The 15,475-nt window shown below is 66.1% G+C and carries 15 protein-coding genes and 1 pseudogene; 7 read left to right on the top strand and 9 right to left on the bottom strand.

The window, feature by feature from the left end:
• Nucleotides 1-163 precede the first annotated feature (163 nt).
• Nucleotides 164-352: a helix-turn-helix domain-containing protein gene (locus tag ACE026_RS02745; protein ID WP_486037637.1), complete on the bottom strand. Its 189-nt coding sequence runs from the start codon at nt 350-352 to the stop codon at nt 164-166.
• A gap of 242 nt (nt 353-594) precedes the next feature.
• Between ACE026_RS02745 and ACE026_RS02740 the strand changes: the two genes are divergently transcribed.
• The 3 genes and pseudogenes from ACE026_RS02740 to ACE026_RS02730 all read left to right on the top strand — a co-directional run bounded on the left by ACE026_RS02740 (nt 595) and on the right by ACE026_RS02730 (nt 1,712).
• Nucleotides 595-939 (top strand): hypothetical protein, encoded by a 345-nt coding sequence (locus ACE026_RS02740; protein WP_486037635.1) that lies wholly within the window; start codon nt 595-597, stop codon nt 937-939.
• Between the two features lie 71 nt (nt 940-1,010).
• Nucleotides 1,011-1,158: pseudogene (locus ACE026_RS02735) on the top strand (S1 RNA-binding domain-containing protein); the annotation flags it as partial.
• Between the two features lie 167 nt (nt 1,159-1,325).
• A complete protein-coding gene (locus ACE026_RS02730) occupies nt 1,326-1,712 on the top strand; it encodes a hypothetical protein (RefSeq protein WP_486037633.1) in 387 nt (128 codons plus the stop codon).
• On the opposite strand, the gene ACE026_RS02725 is transcribed toward ACE026_RS02730, so the two are convergent.
• On the bottom strand, nt 1,709-2,134 hold the full coding sequence (locus ACE026_RS02725; protein WP_017355167.1) for a MerR family transcriptional regulator: 426 nt from the start codon (nt 2,132-2,134) through the stop codon (nt 1,709-1,711). The genes ACE026_RS02730 and ACE026_RS02725 overlap by 4 nt on opposite strands.
• A 41-nt stretch (nt 2,135-2,175) precedes the next feature.
• Here ACE026_RS02725 and ACE026_RS02720 point away from each other — a divergent pair, with 41 nt between their 5' ends.
• From ACE026_RS02720 to ACE026_RS02705, 4 genes are all read left to right on the top strand, one after another.
• Nucleotides 2,176-2,532 carry a mercuric transporter MerT family protein gene (locus tag ACE026_RS02720; RefSeq protein WP_017355168.1) on the top strand — a complete coding sequence of 119 codons (357 nt, stop codon included), beginning with the start codon at nt 2,176-2,178 and terminating at the stop codon, nt 2,530-2,532.
• Nucleotides 2,533-2,540: 8 nt separating this feature from the next.
• Nucleotides 2,541-2,828 carry a heavy-metal-associated domain-containing protein gene (locus ACE026_RS02715; protein ID WP_017355169.1) on the top strand — a complete coding sequence of 96 codons (288 nt, stop codon included), beginning with the start codon at nt 2,541-2,543 and terminating at the stop codon, nt 2,826-2,828.
• A complete protein-coding gene (locus ACE026_RS02710) occupies nt 2,758-3,033 on the top strand; it encodes a GDCCVxC domain-containing (seleno)protein (protein ID WP_465251337.1) in 276 nt (91 codons plus the stop codon). Before ACE026_RS02715 ends, ACE026_RS02710 begins: the two co-directional genes overlap by 71 nt.
• 94 nt (nt 3,034-3,127) lie before the next feature.
• The gene (locus ACE026_RS02705; protein WP_017355170.1) at nt 3,128-4,327 is read left to right on the top strand and encodes a hypothetical protein; all 1,200 of its coding nucleotides are present in this window, start codon (nt 3,128-3,130) and stop codon (nt 4,325-4,327) included.
• A gap of 36 nt (nt 4,328-4,363) precedes the next feature.
• On the opposite strand, the gene ACE026_RS02700 is transcribed toward ACE026_RS02705, so the two are convergent.
• From ACE026_RS02700 to ACE026_RS02670, 7 genes are all read right to left on the bottom strand, one after another.
• On the bottom strand, nt 4,364-5,467 hold the full coding sequence (locus tag ACE026_RS02700; protein WP_036196077.1) for an acetate/propionate family kinase: 1,104 nt from the start codon (nt 5,465-5,467) through the stop codon (nt 4,364-4,366).
• Between the two features lie 19 nt (nt 5,468-5,486).
• Entirely contained in the window at nt 5,487-7,562 is a 2,076-nt protein-coding gene (locus ACE026_RS02695) for a heavy metal translocating P-type ATPase (RefSeq protein WP_082316348.1), read from the bottom strand.
• 63 nt (nt 7,563-7,625) lie between these two features.
• Nucleotides 7,626-9,218 (bottom strand): ABC1 kinase family protein, encoded by a 1,593-nt coding sequence (locus tag ACE026_RS02690; RefSeq protein ID WP_017355174.1) that lies wholly within the window; start codon nt 9,216-9,218, stop codon nt 7,626-7,628.
• A 25-nt stretch (nt 9,219-9,243) separates the two neighbouring features.
• Nucleotides 9,244-11,709: a phosphoketolase family protein gene (locus ACE026_RS02685; protein ID WP_017355175.1), complete on the bottom strand. Its 2,466-nt coding sequence runs from the start codon at nt 11,707-11,709 to the stop codon at nt 9,244-9,246.
• A complete protein-coding gene (locus ACE026_RS02680; RefSeq protein WP_017355176.1) occupies nt 11,706-12,620 on the bottom strand; it encodes a ribose-phosphate diphosphokinase in 915 nt (304 codons plus the stop codon). Before ACE026_RS02680 ends, ACE026_RS02685 begins: the two co-directional genes overlap by 4 nt.
• Nucleotides 12,617-14,134 (bottom strand): thymidine phosphorylase family protein, encoded by a 1,518-nt coding sequence (locus ACE026_RS02675; RefSeq protein WP_049404647.1) that lies wholly within the window; start codon nt 14,132-14,134, stop codon nt 12,617-12,619. Before ACE026_RS02675 ends, ACE026_RS02680 begins: the two co-directional genes overlap by 4 nt.
• Nucleotides 14,131-15,465 (bottom strand): MBL fold metallo-hydrolase RNA specificity domain-containing protein, encoded by a 1,335-nt coding sequence (locus ACE026_RS02670; RefSeq protein ID WP_229301209.1) that lies wholly within the window; start codon nt 15,463-15,465, stop codon nt 14,131-14,133. The genes ACE026_RS02675 and ACE026_RS02670 overlap by 4 nt, the downstream gene beginning before the upstream one ends.
• Nucleotides 15,466-15,475 lie beyond the last annotated feature (10 nt).

The following is a 15,475-nucleotide window of genomic DNA, read 5'->3' as shown; positions in this document are numbered from 1 at the left end:
GTGCGTGAGCGGCCATCGGCCCGAAAAGTGAGGGGAGTGGCGGCCTGGCTGGTCGCGAGGCGAGGGCGGGGGATGAGCCTGACGCGGCGCGACCTCAAGCAGTCGGCACTGGACGCAACCCACCAGGGCCGGTTGCGTCATCACTACACAGCTGGAGCCTGACTCAATCCAGAAGTGATCCCGGACGGACTCCGAGTGCCACTGCAATGCGCTCGATGTTATAGATCGCAACGTTCTTCTGGCCGCGCTCGATCATGCCGGCGTATGTCCTATGAACACCCGCAGCTTTCGCAAGCTCCTCCTGCGACAGCCCGCCATCCTTCCGCAGCCGCCGGACTTTGCTGGCGAACACGGAGACTGGCTGAGTTTCATGGGCAGCTCGAGCCGTCTATGGATGGTCTCGATTTGAATACTAATATTCGACATACTACGATTTGCATACATTGAACCGACTGTCCGCCTATCCACGAATTGATCTGGTGGAGAAGTCTTTCGGCGTTGTCTGCAGCAAGACTGCACTTGAGTACTACTGATTGAACCAAGCGAAGGTCACTGTAAGGTTCCAGCATTGAACACAACCAAGGAGCAACACAGATGGGAGTCATCTTCTACAACGTACTGCTGGTCTTCTTCATCATCCCCGTGACCATCCGCGCCTATCTCAGCCTGAAGAAGGGCAGACATCCGCTGCCCTACTTCCAAAACAACGTGGTGGTGAACCGAATTAAGCTTGAGAAGGCGATAGGGATCGTGTCTCCCATCGTCTTCTGGGTATTCCACATCTTCTTGCTGCTCTGGAATGTCCACATTGATGCGTGGCTCGGCGTACTCGCGGTAGCGGCCTATATGGTCGCGAGCTCGATGCTCTCTGCCCAGATCAAGGTCAAGCAGATTGGGGTCATCCCCGAGAACGCCAGTCCCATGGCGAAGGACAACTAAGGCTGATAGCGTGACTTGTTTGCTTGCCGCCCACTTCAGAAGCTCTACTTAAGAAATGTCTGTTTGACGGTGGGCTTACGCACGTTTCGCAGATATCCAGCGAGCGCGTAGAGAAAGTGTCGGACGCGCTGAAGGGAAGTGATCTGGTGAAGGTCAAGGTGCTGGAAGTTGAAAGGCAGGGCCGTATGGCTGTCCATCAAGGCCGTGGCGGATGGCTAATGGCTGACGGCCGAGCAATCGGGCGCGCACCTTCGTTTGTTGTGTCAACGCGGAAAGGCGCCCCTCGGGGCGCCTTTCCGCTTTCAGAGCCTCAGTTTGCCGCAGCACCAATGCAAGTTTGCCACTTGTTGCATGGCAGCTCCTTCGAAATCCAGGGGTATCCGCAGATGCAAAAGTTCAACGCGCATGAGGTCTTGTCGAAGTTCGTTCCAGCTGAGCTGACGCGCATAGCAGACCAGCTCAATGCGACAGGATTCGTAACAGACGAGGACGGGTTGGGCCTAGGCTCTATGTTGATTGAGCATTGGACCTGTGATTGCACAGTTCTGATCAGAGGGTTTGGCTACAACGGAGGTGAGCTGGCCGTCAGTGGCAGTTTCTTCGACTCAGTGGGAGCAATCTACGTTCTTTACGACGATGCATCCCGCACGGGAGAGGATGTGGCAGAGCACCTTGAACGCGTGGCGAAGATGCAGAGCAGCATGAACAGCAGTTGGGATGCAGAACTGAGGGTCGGCAGGGATTCGTGTAAAAACGGGCCGAAAGTGAGCTAACTGCCTGTCGCAGCTGGCTTTATTGGCCGCTCCAGAAAATCGAGGGTTGGGCAGCACTCTCCCGCCGGCACTTGGGCGCACCGCGCTATTTTCTGTTCGAGATCCCTCTCCAGCTGTCGCAGCTCGCGGATTCGTAGACGGACATCGACGAGCTTTCGCTCGGTCAGCTGACGGGTCTGCTCGCAAGAACCTTCGCCTGTGATCTCTAGCAGGCCAGCGATCTCGTCGAGGCTGAATCCCATCATCTGAGCGCGCCGGATGAACTGAAGCCGATTGACATCGTTTTCGTCGTAACGACGCACGCCTCCTATGGGTCGCTCGGGTTGACGCAGCAGCCTACGCCGCTGGTAGTAGCGCACGGTTTCGACGTGCACATCGGCCGCCGCCGCCAGCCGGCTGATCGTAAACGTGTTCGGACGCACGGCTTGACTCCGTACCTAGGTACAGAGGCTAGTATGCTCTGATGCAAACAACCCCGGCCAAATCGTCTGTTCCAGCCATCGTTGGCGCGAGCATCGCCGCCATTGGCGCATCGGTCTGCTGCGTCGTGCCGCTGGTGCTGGTCCTGCTGGGCATCAGTGGCGCCTGGATCGGCACCCTGACAGCTCTCGATCCCTTGAGGCCCTGGTTCAGCGCCGCCGCCGTACTGTCCTTGGCCGTGGCGTTTTGGATGCTGTATCGACCGGCGGCACGGTGCGGTGTGGATGGCAGTTGCATCGCCCCGGACGCTCTGCGACGCAGGCGACGTTGGCTCTGGTTGGCGACAGCCCTCATCGTCCTGTTGCTGCTGTTTCCCTATTACATCGTCTGGATTCTGTAGGAGGCGCGATGCACAAGTGGATACTGGCCCTGGTGGCTGCTCTGTCGGTCGGTGCCGCTCTTGCGACGCCCGCAACCGTAGTGATGCTCGATGCTGAGAACATGACCTGTCCCGCCTGCGGCATCACCATCAGGAAGGCGCTGGAGAAGGTGCCGGGCGTGGCCGATGTGAAGGTGGACACCCGGGCTGAAACAGTCACGGTGACGTTCGAATCGAGCCAGACGGATGCAGCCGGAATCGCGCGTGCAGTCACGGAAGCAGGCTTCCCGGCCAAGGTGCGGACTGGCGGTGAGTGACGTCAAGCTGGAAAGCATCTTGACCTGCCCGGAGTGCGGCCATCGGGCGACCGAGACAATGCCCATCACAGCGTGTCAATTCTTCTATGAGTGCACGGGCTGTGGAGCGGTTTTGCGTCCGCATCAAGGCGACTGCTGTGTGTTCTGCTCGTTCGGAACAGTGCCATGTCCACCGATCCAACAGAACAATCCCTGTTGTGGTTGAACCGCGGACTCCGATAATAGTTGGACAGACAGGCTGCGAGATCGACTGTGCCACCCTGGAAAGCGCGCCGCTCAACCAGCGGTGTGCATGCGAAGTGGTCGACATCCTCCGTCTGCACGAGTCGATCCGGGGTGCCTTTCCGGAGTTCACGACTGATCCCGCCGTACACGCGCACTTATTTTCACCCTATGCCTTGTTCGTTGATCGGCCCGCGTTGGAGGCCATGGGACGAGTCGCGGCGGCGGTCTTCGACGTCGCAGGAAACCCGGGATATAGCCAACGGGTCCTGCAATGGGCCCCTGACATTGCAACCCATGATCCGGGTTCGGCGGGGGGCGTCCTGGGTCTGGACTTTCACCTGACGGTCGATGGCCCGCGGCTGATCGAGGTCAACACCAATCCAGGCGGTCTGCTCCTCAATGCCTTGTTGCTCGATGCCGTGCGGTCTTGCGCGCCGCCAGCATGGGCCACCTGGACCAACGCGGCCCAAGCGCGTGATGCGGCCGTCACGGCCTGGATGGAGGATGCTCGGCAGCAATCCGGGCGCACGCCGTCGCGCCTGGCCATCGTGGACAGCACTCCGCGAGCGCAGTTCCTTTACCCCGAGTTTGTGCTGTACGCGAACGCGTTTCGGGACCATGGCGTGGACTGCGTGATCAGCGCTCCCGAGGATTTGTCGTTTGGTTCGGACGGGCTTGAGGATGCCCACGGTCGAATCGACACTGTCTACAACCGGTTGACCGATTTCGCGCTCGAGGATGCCTCGCATGCAGACATTCGTGAGGCTTACCTGGCAGGGGACGTCGCGCTGATGCCGCATCCCCGAGCACACGCGCTGTTTGCCGACAAGCGCAACCTTGCGGTGCTCGGGGACCCGGCTCTGCTCGGCGGGTTCGGGGTCGATGCGGGTTCGACGGCACTGCTGGGCCAGGTGATCCCGCCCACGGTCGAACTCGTGCCCGCGAACCGGGATGCGTTGTGGGCAGTGCGCAACGGATATTTCTTCAAGCCTGCAGCAGGGTTTGGCAGCCGTGGGAGTTATCGGGGCGACAAGTTGACCCGGCGGACTTGGGCGTCTATGGCGTCGGCGACCTACATCGCACAGGCCTTCGCGCCACCGAGCATGCGGATCGTGCATGGGGGCCAGTCCCTCAAGGCGGATGTGCGCTGCTTCGCGTCCGAGGCGGGTGTCCTGTTGTTCGCGGCCAGGCTGTACCAGGGCCAGACCACGAACATGCGCACCCCCGGTGGTGGATTCGCAGCGGTGCTCACGTCGTCACGGATCGAGGAGTGATTCCCCACCGGAGCCGACCCTTGGGGCGTGTCGTGGCTACAGCCAGGCGAGTGCCGATTCAGCCAGTTCGCGCTCCTCATCGATCGCGACGTTCCATATGCTCGGCCCGCCCCCGCGGTCGATCCGCGTGGCTCCAGCATCGTTGACGTCAGGTGCCAGCGCCAGGCCGAGCCAGGCCAGTCGCGCGACGATGCGAGCCCGCAAAACCGGCGCGCGATGGCCGATGCCGCCGGAAAAGACGACATGGTCGAGACCGCCAATTGCCGTGGCCATGGCCGCGATGGACTGCGCAATCCGGACTGCAAAGAGCTCCACGGCAAGCTGGGCCTGCGGGCCGGGATCCGTCAGCAACACGCGCATGTCGCCATGGCCGGCGATTCCGGCAAGGCCTGCACTGCGGTACAGGCCGTTTTCAAGCGCCTGCGCATCCAGGCGTTCATGCCTCAGCAGATACAGCAACGCGCCGGGATCGAGATCTCCGGAGCGGGTAGGGCTCGGGATTCCACCCAGCGGAGTGAGCGCCATGGTGGTGTCGCGGCTGCGGCCGCCCTCGACGGCGCAGACGCTGCAGCCACCCCCCAGATGCGCGAAGACAGCGCGGCCCTTCAGGATTCCAGCGTCGTGGCTGGCCACTATGCGGAGCGCGGAGGCAAAGGCGAGTCCATGGAAACCGTAGCGGCGGATGCCCAGCGCATCCCATGCTTCAGGGACAGGCAAGCGCCGGCTCCAGGGCGCGAGCGACGCGTGGAAGTCGGTGTCGAAGGCCACGCCTTGGCGCGCGTGCGGCCAACGCATGCGCGCGGCACGCGCGAAAGCGAGGGCTACCGGCTGGTGCAAGGGTGCGAACGGCACCAATGCATCCAGTTTCGCGAGCACGGTTTCGTCGAGCTCGCGGGCGTCGTGCAGGTCACCGCCATGTACGATTCGGTGCACCACCACGTCGGGGCTGGGCCACGGCTCCGACAATGCCTCGAGCAGGGTGGCAAGGCGCTCCTGCGCATCCACGCCGACTGGAATTTCGGCCCGGGAGCGCTCGAGCAGACGAGACTGCGCGCCGTGTCCCTCAGTGTTGAACAGATAGGACGCGCCCTTGAGGGTGGACGAGCCAACGTTGAGTGCAAGAAGCCGGCGCGTGGTCACAGGTGTCCCCGAATCATGTTCATGGGGACCGCACCGCCCGGCGCAACAACTGCGCATTGATTGCCACAACGACGGTGCTCAGCGACATGAGCACTGCCCCAAGCGCAGGTTGCAGCAGGATCCCCCATGCGGCGAGAACGCCAGCGGCGAGAGGGATGGCGACGATGTTGTAGCCGGCGGCCCACCACAGGTTCTGGATCATCTTGCGATAGGTGGCCTTGCTCAATTCGATGATCGCTGGCACGTCGCGCGGGTCGCTGCGCACGAGTACGACGTCGCCGGCCTCGACCGCGACGTCCGTCCCTGTGCCGATGGCGATGCCGACGTCGGACGTGAGCAGCGCCGGAGCGTCATTGACACCGTCACCCACCATCGCGACGCGCTTGCCCTGGGCCTGCAGCTCCTCGATCTTTGCCACCTTGTCCTCGGGCAATACCTCGGCGAAGACGGTGTCGATGTTGAGTTCCTTCGCGACCGCGTTTGCGACCGCCGTGGAATCACCCGTCAGCAGGACAACCTCCAGTCCTTCGTCGTGCAGCCGCTTGACCGCGTCGAACGATTCGGGACGGATGGCATCCGCGATCGCAAATACGGCGAGCACCCGGTCGCCTTCCACCAGGTAGGTTGCAGATTGACCATCGGCTGCCGCTGATTCGGCAGCCCGCCGAAGCGTCTCCGGCGGTTCGACCGCGAGCATTCTCAACAGACCCGGCCCGCCAACGTGAAGCGAGCGCTCCTCGACGACTGCGCGCACGCCGCGTCCCGGCATGGACTCGAAGTCCTGCGACATCGGAACGTCGATGCCATGTTCCTTGGCGCTGGTCATCAGCGCCTGCGCGATCGGATGTTCAGCGTCGCGCTGGACCGACGCGGCCACGCGAAGCACCTCGTCGTCGGTGAGTCCATCGGCGGCAGTGGTCTTCACGACGCGGTGCGAACCGAGCGTGAGCGTGCCTGTCTTGTCGAACACGACCGTGTTCAGCAAACGGGCCTCTTCCAGGCCGCGTCGATCGCGCACGAGCAGGCCGTTCCGTGCGCCAATCGTGGTCGAGATGGCGGTCACCAGCGGGATGGCCAAACCCAGCGCATGGGGACAGGCGATCACGAGCACGGTCACTACGCGCTCGATCGTGAAGCTCCACGGTCGACCGAGGAGTGGCCAGACAATGGCGGTAACCGCGGCGGAGACGATGGCGATGATCGTGAGGTAGAACGCCGCCCGGTCCGCCAGGGCCTGGGCGCGCGAGCGCGACGTCTGGGCCTGCTCGACGAGCCGCATGATACCCGCGAGCGCGGTCTCGTCGCCGGTTCCCGTCACCTCGACACGCAACGAGCCCTGTCCGTTGACGGTGCCGGCGATCACCCGGTCGCCCGTCGACTTGTCCATCGGCTTGGACTCGCCGGTGATCATCGCTTCGTTGACGGCGCTGGTCCCTTCCTTCACGACGCCGTCGGCGGGAATGCTCGCGCCGGGCCTGATGAGCAGCAGGTCGCCGCGCTTCAGTTCCGCGACAGGGACTTCCTTCGCGGTACCGGCCTCATCCAACCGCACCGCCATATCAGGCAGCAGCTTCGCGAGTTCCTTGAGAGCGCCCTGTGCCTGGTTGATCGAACGCATCTCGATCCAGTGGCCGAGCAACATGATCGCCACCAGCGTCGCCAGCTCCCACCACAGGTCCAAGCCCTCGACAACGCCGAGCGTGACCAACGCGCTGTAAAGGAAGGCGACGGTGATCGCAAGCGAGATCAGCGTCATCATGCCCGGCAGGCGATTTCTCAGCTCGTGGTATCCGCCGCGGAGGAACGGCGAGCCGCCGTAGAAGTACACGATCGTGCCGAACACCGCCGGGATGTACGCCGACCCCGGGAACTGTGGTGCGGTGTAGTCGAACCAATGCTGGATCATCCCGCTCCAGATCAGAGTGGGGATGGTCAGCAGCAGCGTGAGCCAGAACTTGTCGCGGAAGCTCGCCACGCTGTGGCCGGCATGCTTGTCGTGCCCGGCATGGACGTCACCTTCAGCACCCGTGCGGGGATGCGGCGGTTGCTCGCCGTGCGCCTGATGATCTTGATGATGATGATTGTGTTGCGTCATGGGTCTGCCTTCCTGGATGCACTGATGCGCCGGGCACCAGCGGGGAGATAGATCAGTGTTCTGTTACAAGTGTCCCGATCTGGCGATGGCCATCACCAGCCGCAGTGAGAGCAATCCCGCAGCAGCGAAAGCCACCATAGCCAGGAAAGGCATGTGACCGAACACTTGCGGGCCGTCGGAATGCAGGCTCAACAGCGCACCGCTTACGTACAGGCCCAAGGTGACCAGGGCCAACGCCAGCCGGTTGCCCGTGCGCGCGATTGCCTCCTGCGTGGAACTCAGGCCATGGTGGTGTACGGAGAAGGCGGGTCGTCCGTCGCTCAGTTGCGCCTGCCGCAACAGGTCGGTGGCGATCTGTGGCAGTTGGCGCGCAGTGCGGGCCAGCCGCATGGCAAGCGGCCTGTTGCCGCTGGGGCGGCTGGCTTCGGCAATGTCGGCGATCGCGGCCGCCTGCGCGGACAGCGTCCCCAGCAGGTCCAGATTCGGATCCAGCGCCCGCAGCGTGTTCTCGACCAGGAACAGCGTCCGGATCAGGGACAGCAGGTGGGCCGGAAGCCGGAAGCCAGCGCCCTGCCCAATGCGTGCCACGCGCCAGATTGCCTCGGCAATGGACCACTGCGCCAGCGGACGGCTGGCCATCTCGGCCAGGATCAGGTGGATCTCGCGCACATGCGAGCGGCGGTCGACCTGCGACGGGAAGAAGCCCATGGCGATCGCTGCATCCAGCACGCCCTCGGCGTCGTCGGCCGCAATGGCCTCGACCATGCCGCCGAGCGCGAGCCGGGATGCAGGGTCGAGCACGCCGATCGATCCAAAGTCATGCAGGCACAGGCGACCGTCGTCAAAGAAGAACAGATTCCCCGGGTGCGGGTCGGCATGGAAGACGCCGGCGCCGAAGAGCTGATGCACGTAGGCACCGAGCAGCGCCCTTGCCAGTGCGGGAGCGGCCGCTGTGCCGTACGCGGCCTCCAGACGGGTCCCGTGGCTTCGATCCTGCACAAGCACGTTGCGGGTGGCATACGGCTCGACGACGTGCGGCTGGGTGATGCCGGGCAGGGCATCCAGCACCTTGGCCATGCGCCGCATGTTCTGCGCCTCGTGACGCATGTCGATCTCGTCACGCAGGAATGCGCCTAGTTCGTCCACCAGTTCGAGCGGCCGGTGGCGTTTCAGTGGCGGCCAGATCCACTGGGCGACGCGCATCGTGCGCCGCAGGAGCAGCAGATCCGCCTGCACCTGGGCATGGATCCCGGGGCGGGTGATCTTGACGACCACATCGCGACCATCATGCATGCGCGCTGGATGGATCTGGGCCACTGAAGCCGCGGCCAGGGGCTTGTCATCGAAGCTGGCGAAAAGTTCGCCGACCGGCGCGCCAAACGCCTGTTCGACGATACGCATGGCCTCCTCCGCCGGGAAGGGGGGCACATCGCTGTGCAATCGCGACAGCGCCTCGCGATAGGGCGCCGGCAGCAGGTCCCAGCGCAGGCTCAAGCCCTGGCCCAGCTTGACGAAGGTGGTGCCCAACCCCACCAGTGTGGTGCTGACGTATGCCGGAAGCAGGTCGGGTGCACGTCGGCGCAGGCGCAGCACGGCGACGCCGAGCTTGAGTCCCGCCCAGGCAATCTGGCCTCCGCGCCGCACCGTGCCCGCCATCAACGCGCGCTCCCGGTTGGACAACTCATGGCGTCGACCCACTTGCAGGACGCAGGATCGTGGCCGGATCGCCCCGACCATCCACTGCCGCCAGCTCCGCTTCCGACAACAGGCCGCCCCGGGACTGGCCGAGGACGCCCGCGGCCGCATCGACCACGTGCGCCCAGGTGCTGCGGTTGGCGAACAGCAGTCCCGGCACGTCCAGCGTGCCGCCGCGGTTGACGAAGCCGAGCGCCGCGGTCGTGGCCGGGCCAGTGTCGAGCCGGCGCAGCGCGCCCAGGAAGGGCTCGGGCCGCGTATGCGTGACGAATATGCGCGGCCGTTCCGCCGGGAACAGTGCATGGACCTCGCTGTCGGAGTGCACGTACCGCGCCTCGTCCGGATCGCGCGGCGTGCGGAACCGGCCGGGCTCGCCGAGATAGACGATCGCGGCCGACACGCCACGTTCAACGAGGCGCACCTGCGCGTGGCGCACTTCCTGCAATTGGTAAGCACCGGTGGCGACCAGCAGGATCGCCGCTGTCGCCGGGTTGCCGGCCAGGCACAGCGCACCTTGGGTGGCCAGCGCCTGCGCCTGCGTCGGTGTCAGCTCGTGCGGCACCGGTCGCTTGGGGACGACCAGGGTGGTGACCGTGCCGCGTTGCGCGTAGGCGTGGGCGAGGGCCGCGGCGGCGCCGTTGGCGTCCGGGGGAAACACCACGCGCGATATGTCGGCCATTTCGCCCAGGAGCGCCTCGGCCATGGTCGGATCCTGATGGGACTGCTCGTTCTTCGCGTTCTCCCACGTGTGCGAGGTCAGCACGAGAGGCACGCCCAGCCAGCCGGGCGGTCGCCCCGCCTGTGCCTGGTGACGCGCGAAGATCAATTCCTGGCGCACGGCGCCAAGCATCTTCGGTGCGAACGCCTCGTAGGTGACCACCAGGTTCAGCCCGCCCTTGTTGCCGAGCGCGGCGCATACCACGGCTTCCTCATTAAGCGCGGTGATGACCGCGCCAGTGGTCGATTCCGCGACACCGGGCTCGGGCTCGTGCACCCGGTGCTTCATTGCGTCCAGGGTGCGATCGAGCTTGTTGCTGCGCAGCTCGTCAGGATTGCCCACGCGCACGCGCAGCCCCGGGTTCGCTTCGGCGATGGCGACGAACTGCTCGTCGAGCGCGGTCATCGGCGAGCTCTCGCCGCCGGCGCCGCGGTCGGCGATCGCCGGGACGCGGGGCGGTTCCACCTGGCGATCGGCCAGCGCATGGTCGCGCTCGCGCACGCGCTGCTGGAGGTCGTGGCTGTTGAGTGCGGCAACAGCCTCCTCGAGCTCGGACGCGGCCACGAACAGCGCCGCGGCGCCTTGATTGAAGAGCGCGCGTGCCTCGGCCTCCTTCGACGGATTCCCGGGCAGGGGCAGGTTGTGCGAGGCGTTGGTCCCGGCGCCGGGGAATCCGAAGCCCTTCACGGTTTCGGCAATGCCATAGGGCAGCCGCACGTCGGCATCGGGAACGGCGGCGCCCGCTTGCAGGCGCGACTCCATCACATGGATACCCCACGCGATGCTGGCCGGATCGCGCCCGTCCAGCGCGATCGGATCAAAGCCGTTCAATCGCAGGTGCCGGTCCAGCCACCGCTCGCCGCCCTGCTGGGCGATCTGGCTGCGCTGTTCGATGCGCCGCCCGTTGAGGATGATGATCGGGCTGACCAGCCCGCTGTCCTCGGCACGCCACCAGCGCGGCGCCCAGTCGCTGCCGCGCTGTTCCTCGAACGCACCGTCGCTGAGGAACGCCACCAGGCGTTCGTCCTTGAGCGGTGCATGCACGTACTGCAGTTCGGCAAAGCCGAGATAGCCGCCTTCCATCACGCCCCCGGCGGTGTGCGCATTGACGTGGGAGCCCAGGGGCGACGCCGGTGTTCCGTCCGGATTGAGGGTGTAGGCATAGAAGTCGCCGACGAACCGGCTCAGCCCCGCGTCGGAGCGGTCGTAACGTTCGGCGTGCCGGGCGGTCATGTTGCCAACCAGCACGTTCAGCGCGTCGATGGCGGCCACGCAGTGCCCCTGGCCCATCATCCATGCGCGGGTGACGCCATCCAGGGCGTCCATCAGCAGGTAGCCGGCGTAGGCCGGCACCATGTTGAGGGACCCGCCAGTGTGGCCTTCGGGCGTGGCCTTGAAGTCATCGGCCTCGAGGGCCGCGCCGTCGGTGCGGACCCGCTGGCTGTAGGTCATGTGGGCCACCAGCCACATGCCGGCGCTGGTGACGCGATCGGCCGCGGCGAGCCGCTGCCAGGCGGTGCCGGCATCGGGCGTGCGGCCCAAGGCCACCAGCTCGTGCACCATCTGGCGGACCCGGAGCTGGGTGAGCGGGTCATGTCGGATCACGCCGTAGCCGGCCGCCCAATGGTCAAACGCGGGATCGGCCCGCCGGTGGGCGTCGGCGAGTTCAAGGGTCCGCTGGCGCTCGGCGGCCGACAGCTGGTCGGCGGTGCAGCAGTTGAGATGCAGGTTCATGGGTCCTCCGGGGAGTCGGCCGAAGCGGACATCAGGGTCGATGCCGCGTCAGCGAGGTCCGCGCCGAGCGCGATCGCGTTCGACGGGTGGGCAATGGTGTCGGTACTGACGATGCGGGCCAGACCTGCTTCCTGCAGGCGGGCATAGGCATCGCCGGCGAACACCGGATGGATGGCGACCAGCAGTGGCGGCGGCAACGACAACCGGCGCAGGTGTGCGAGGGTCTCCAGGATGGTGTGGCCGGACGACACGATGTCGTCGATCAGGACCGGGGTCCGGCCCGCCACGGCCTGCGGGTCGGGCAGGCTGACGCGCACGTCGTAGTCGCCGTGCCGCTCCTTGGCCAGCACCTGGTAGGGCATGCCGGACAGGGCGGCGATGTCCGCTACCCACTGCTCGCTCTCGCTGTCAGGGCCGATCAGCACAGCGTCGGGGACGGTCTCAGCGATCCAGCGGGCCACGGCCGGCGTCGCCGATACGTGGACCGTCGGAATGCGGTAGAGCGACTGCAGGCGCTCGACGCGGTGCAGGTGCGGGTCCACGGTCACCAGCCAGTCGAAAGCCTCTTCGAGGAATTGCGCAAACAGCGGTGTACTGACCGCCTCGCCGCGATGGAAGCGGGTGTCCTGGCGCATATACCCCAGGTAGGGTGCGATGAGGCCGACCGAACGAGCCCCGAACTCGCGCGCGGTCCGGGCGGCGAAGCGCAGCGGGAGGGCCAGGGCATCGGCGTTGCGCAGGCTGGCCAGGATCGCCACATCGGCGCCGTCCAGTGCGTCGTCCAGGGTGACCAGCGACTCGCCATCGGGGAAGTGCCGCCAGGCCACGGGTGCAATGCGCGCCTGCAGGGGCTGGTTGATGGTGCCGGCCAACACTGCATCGGCCGGGAAGGGCATCAGCACACGGGTCATGGAACCTCTCCAAGCACAAAGGGTTGCAGCGTCGCGGCGTGCTCCAGGGCGTAGGCCAGTTCTCCCGGCGACTCCGCATGCAGGGTCATCATGGGCTGTCCGCGCTCGACCGTATCGCCGATCCGCAGACCGGTTTCGAGGCCGGCGGTGGGGGATGTCGGGGCGCCGGCCAGCTTGGCCAGTTTGGCCAGCCTGCGGTTGTCGATCGCCGCGATGCGGCCCGATGCAGGCGCCGGGACGTCGGCGGTGAACGCCGCCCGTGGCGGTTCGCGGAAGCCTCCCTGGGCCTCGCAGATCGCCAGGAACTTGGCCAGCGCCGCCCCGGAATCCAGCACGCCGCGCGCGCGCTCCAGTCCGGTGCCGGCGTTGCTGCCCGCTGCCATGTCCAGCAGCGCCGCGGACAGCGCAAGTGCGCGTTCGCGAAGGTCGGCGGGTGCATCGGCCGCGTTGCGCAGCACCTTGAGCACGTCGTGCGCCTCGAGCGCCGGGCCGATTCCCCGACCCACCGGCTGGGTGCCGTCGGAGCGATGGATGCCCAACTGCAATCCCAGCGCGCCCGCGGTGTGGGCAAGCCGCGTGCCGAGGCTGTGGGCCGCGGCCTCACCTCGCACCTTGGCCGTCGGACCCACCGGCATGTCGATCAGGACGTGGGTGGAGCCCGCGGCTATCTTCTTCGACAGCACGCTGGCGACCAGTTGGCCGTCGCTGTCGAAATCCAGCGGGCGCTGGACCCGGATCAGGATGTCGTCGGCCGGGCTCAGGCGCACGTTGCCACCCCACACGATGCAGCCGCCCTCGCGCTCCACCACCCGGCGCATCGCCGCCAGGTCGAGCGCCACCGGCGCCATCACTTCCATGGTGTCGGCGGTGCCCGCGGGCGACGTGATCGCGCGCGACGAGGTCTTCGGGATGCGGTAGCCCAGCGCAGCCACGATGGCCACCACGATCGGGGTGGTGCGATTGCCCGGCAGGCCACCTACGCAGTGTTTGTCCAGCACCGGCCCTTCGCCCCAGTCCAGGCGCTGGCCCACGGAGATCATGGCTCGCGTCAGCGCGGTCGTCTCCGCATGGTCCAGGCGGTCACCCGCGCTGGCAGTGACGAAAGCTGCAAGCTCCAGGTCCGACAACCTGCTTTCCATCACGTCCTGCACCAGGGCGAAGTACTGCGCGTCGTCCAACCGGGCGCCGAACACCTTGGCACGGAGCGCGCCCGCCGACGCCGCGGGTTCCGCGTGCCTGACGCCGGCGAGGGCGTCGGGCGCGGGATCGAGGAGCGTCCACGCGGCCTCCGACAACGCCACCTCGTCCAGGCCGAGCCGATCGTCGATGACCACGTTCAGCGTCGCCACCAGCGTGCGGGCGTCCACGTCCAGCCTGACGCGCGTCATCGCGGCAAAGCCTTCCGAGCGACAGACCTCGCAGTCGCGGTGCATATAGACCACCGGCTGCTGGTAGGTGTCGATGCCGGCACGGGTGACGCGCAGGCGGGTGTGGCCCGGGGCCTGCGTGGTCATCTCGCATCCTCCAATCCGACTTGCTCCAGGTGCCCCGGCACGCGCGCACGCCAGCCCAGTTCACGCTGCACGCGCCCGCGCAGCGTGTCTGCAGCGTCGGGCTCGCCGTGGGTGAGGTAGACCATGCGCGGCGCGGACGGCGCGGTGCGCATCCAGTCCAGCAGCTCCCCGGCGTCGGCGTGGCCGGAGAAGCCCTCCAGCTGCACCACCTCGGCGCGGATGGGGACCTCGCGGCCGAACATGCGCAACGTGCGCTTGCCTGCCGCCAGCGCGGCACCGCGTGTTCCTCCGGCCTGGTAGCCCGCGAGCAGGATCGCGTTGCGGTCATCGGGGCCGAACGCCTCGATGTGGTGCAGCACGCGCCCGCCGGTGATCATGCCGCTGGCCGAGATGATGATCATCGGCCCGCGCTGGCGGTTGAGTGCCTTCGACTCTTCTACAGTGTTGACGAAGGTGGCCACGTCGAACATCCGCTGGCAGTCCTCGTCGGACACGTGGTGCTCGGAGTGGTGGTCGTGGTAGTGCCGGGTCGCGTTGATCGCCATCGGGCTGTTGAGGTAGACCGGCACGCGAGGGATGTCCTTGCGCTCACGCAGCCGGGCGATATGCAGCATGAGCGCCTGGGCGCGGCCGATGGCAAAGGCGGGAATGACGATCACGCCCCCGCGGGCGGCAACGCGGCGGATGATCGGTGCCAGCTCGGCTTCTTGGTCGATCGGAATGTGTTCCCGATTGCCATATGTGGATTCGCAGACCAGGACGTCACAGGCGGGCAGGGGCGTCGGCGGATTCATCAGCGACTCCTGCTGCCGTCCCAGGTCGCCACTGAAGTGCAGGCGCTGGCCCTGGACGTCAAGGCTGACATGGGCAGCGCCCAGGATGTGGCCGGCAGGATGGAAGCGGATCGTGACGCCTGATGCGACCTCGATGTCGCGACCATAGTCATGCCCCTTGAGCTGCTTCAGGCTGCGGCGGGCGTCATCCTCGGTATAAAGCGGCCGTGGTTCCTTGTGCTTGGAGTACCCCTTGCGGGCCGCGTACTTGGCCTCCTCTTCGAGCAGGTGTCCGCTGTCGGGAAGCAGCAGGCCGCACAGGGCCACGCTGCCATGGGTGCAGTGGATCCGGCCGCGGAACCCTTGTTTGACCAGTGCGGGCAAGTAGCCCGAATGGTCCAGGTGGGCGTGGGTCAGGACCACCGCGTCGATTGATGACGCCTCGACGGGAAACGGAGCCCAGTTGCGCTCGCGCAATTGCTTGTAGCCCTGGAACAGGCCGCAGTCCACGAGCACGCGCTGACCGTTGGCCTCGACCAGGTAGCGCGAGCCGGTCACGGTGCCCGCG

It is taken from the genome of Stenotrophomonas sp. AGC87, assembly GCF_057333975.1.
The sequence above is the reverse complement of the archived record's forward strand: the minus strand, read 5'-3'. Positions and strand labels throughout refer to the sequence as shown.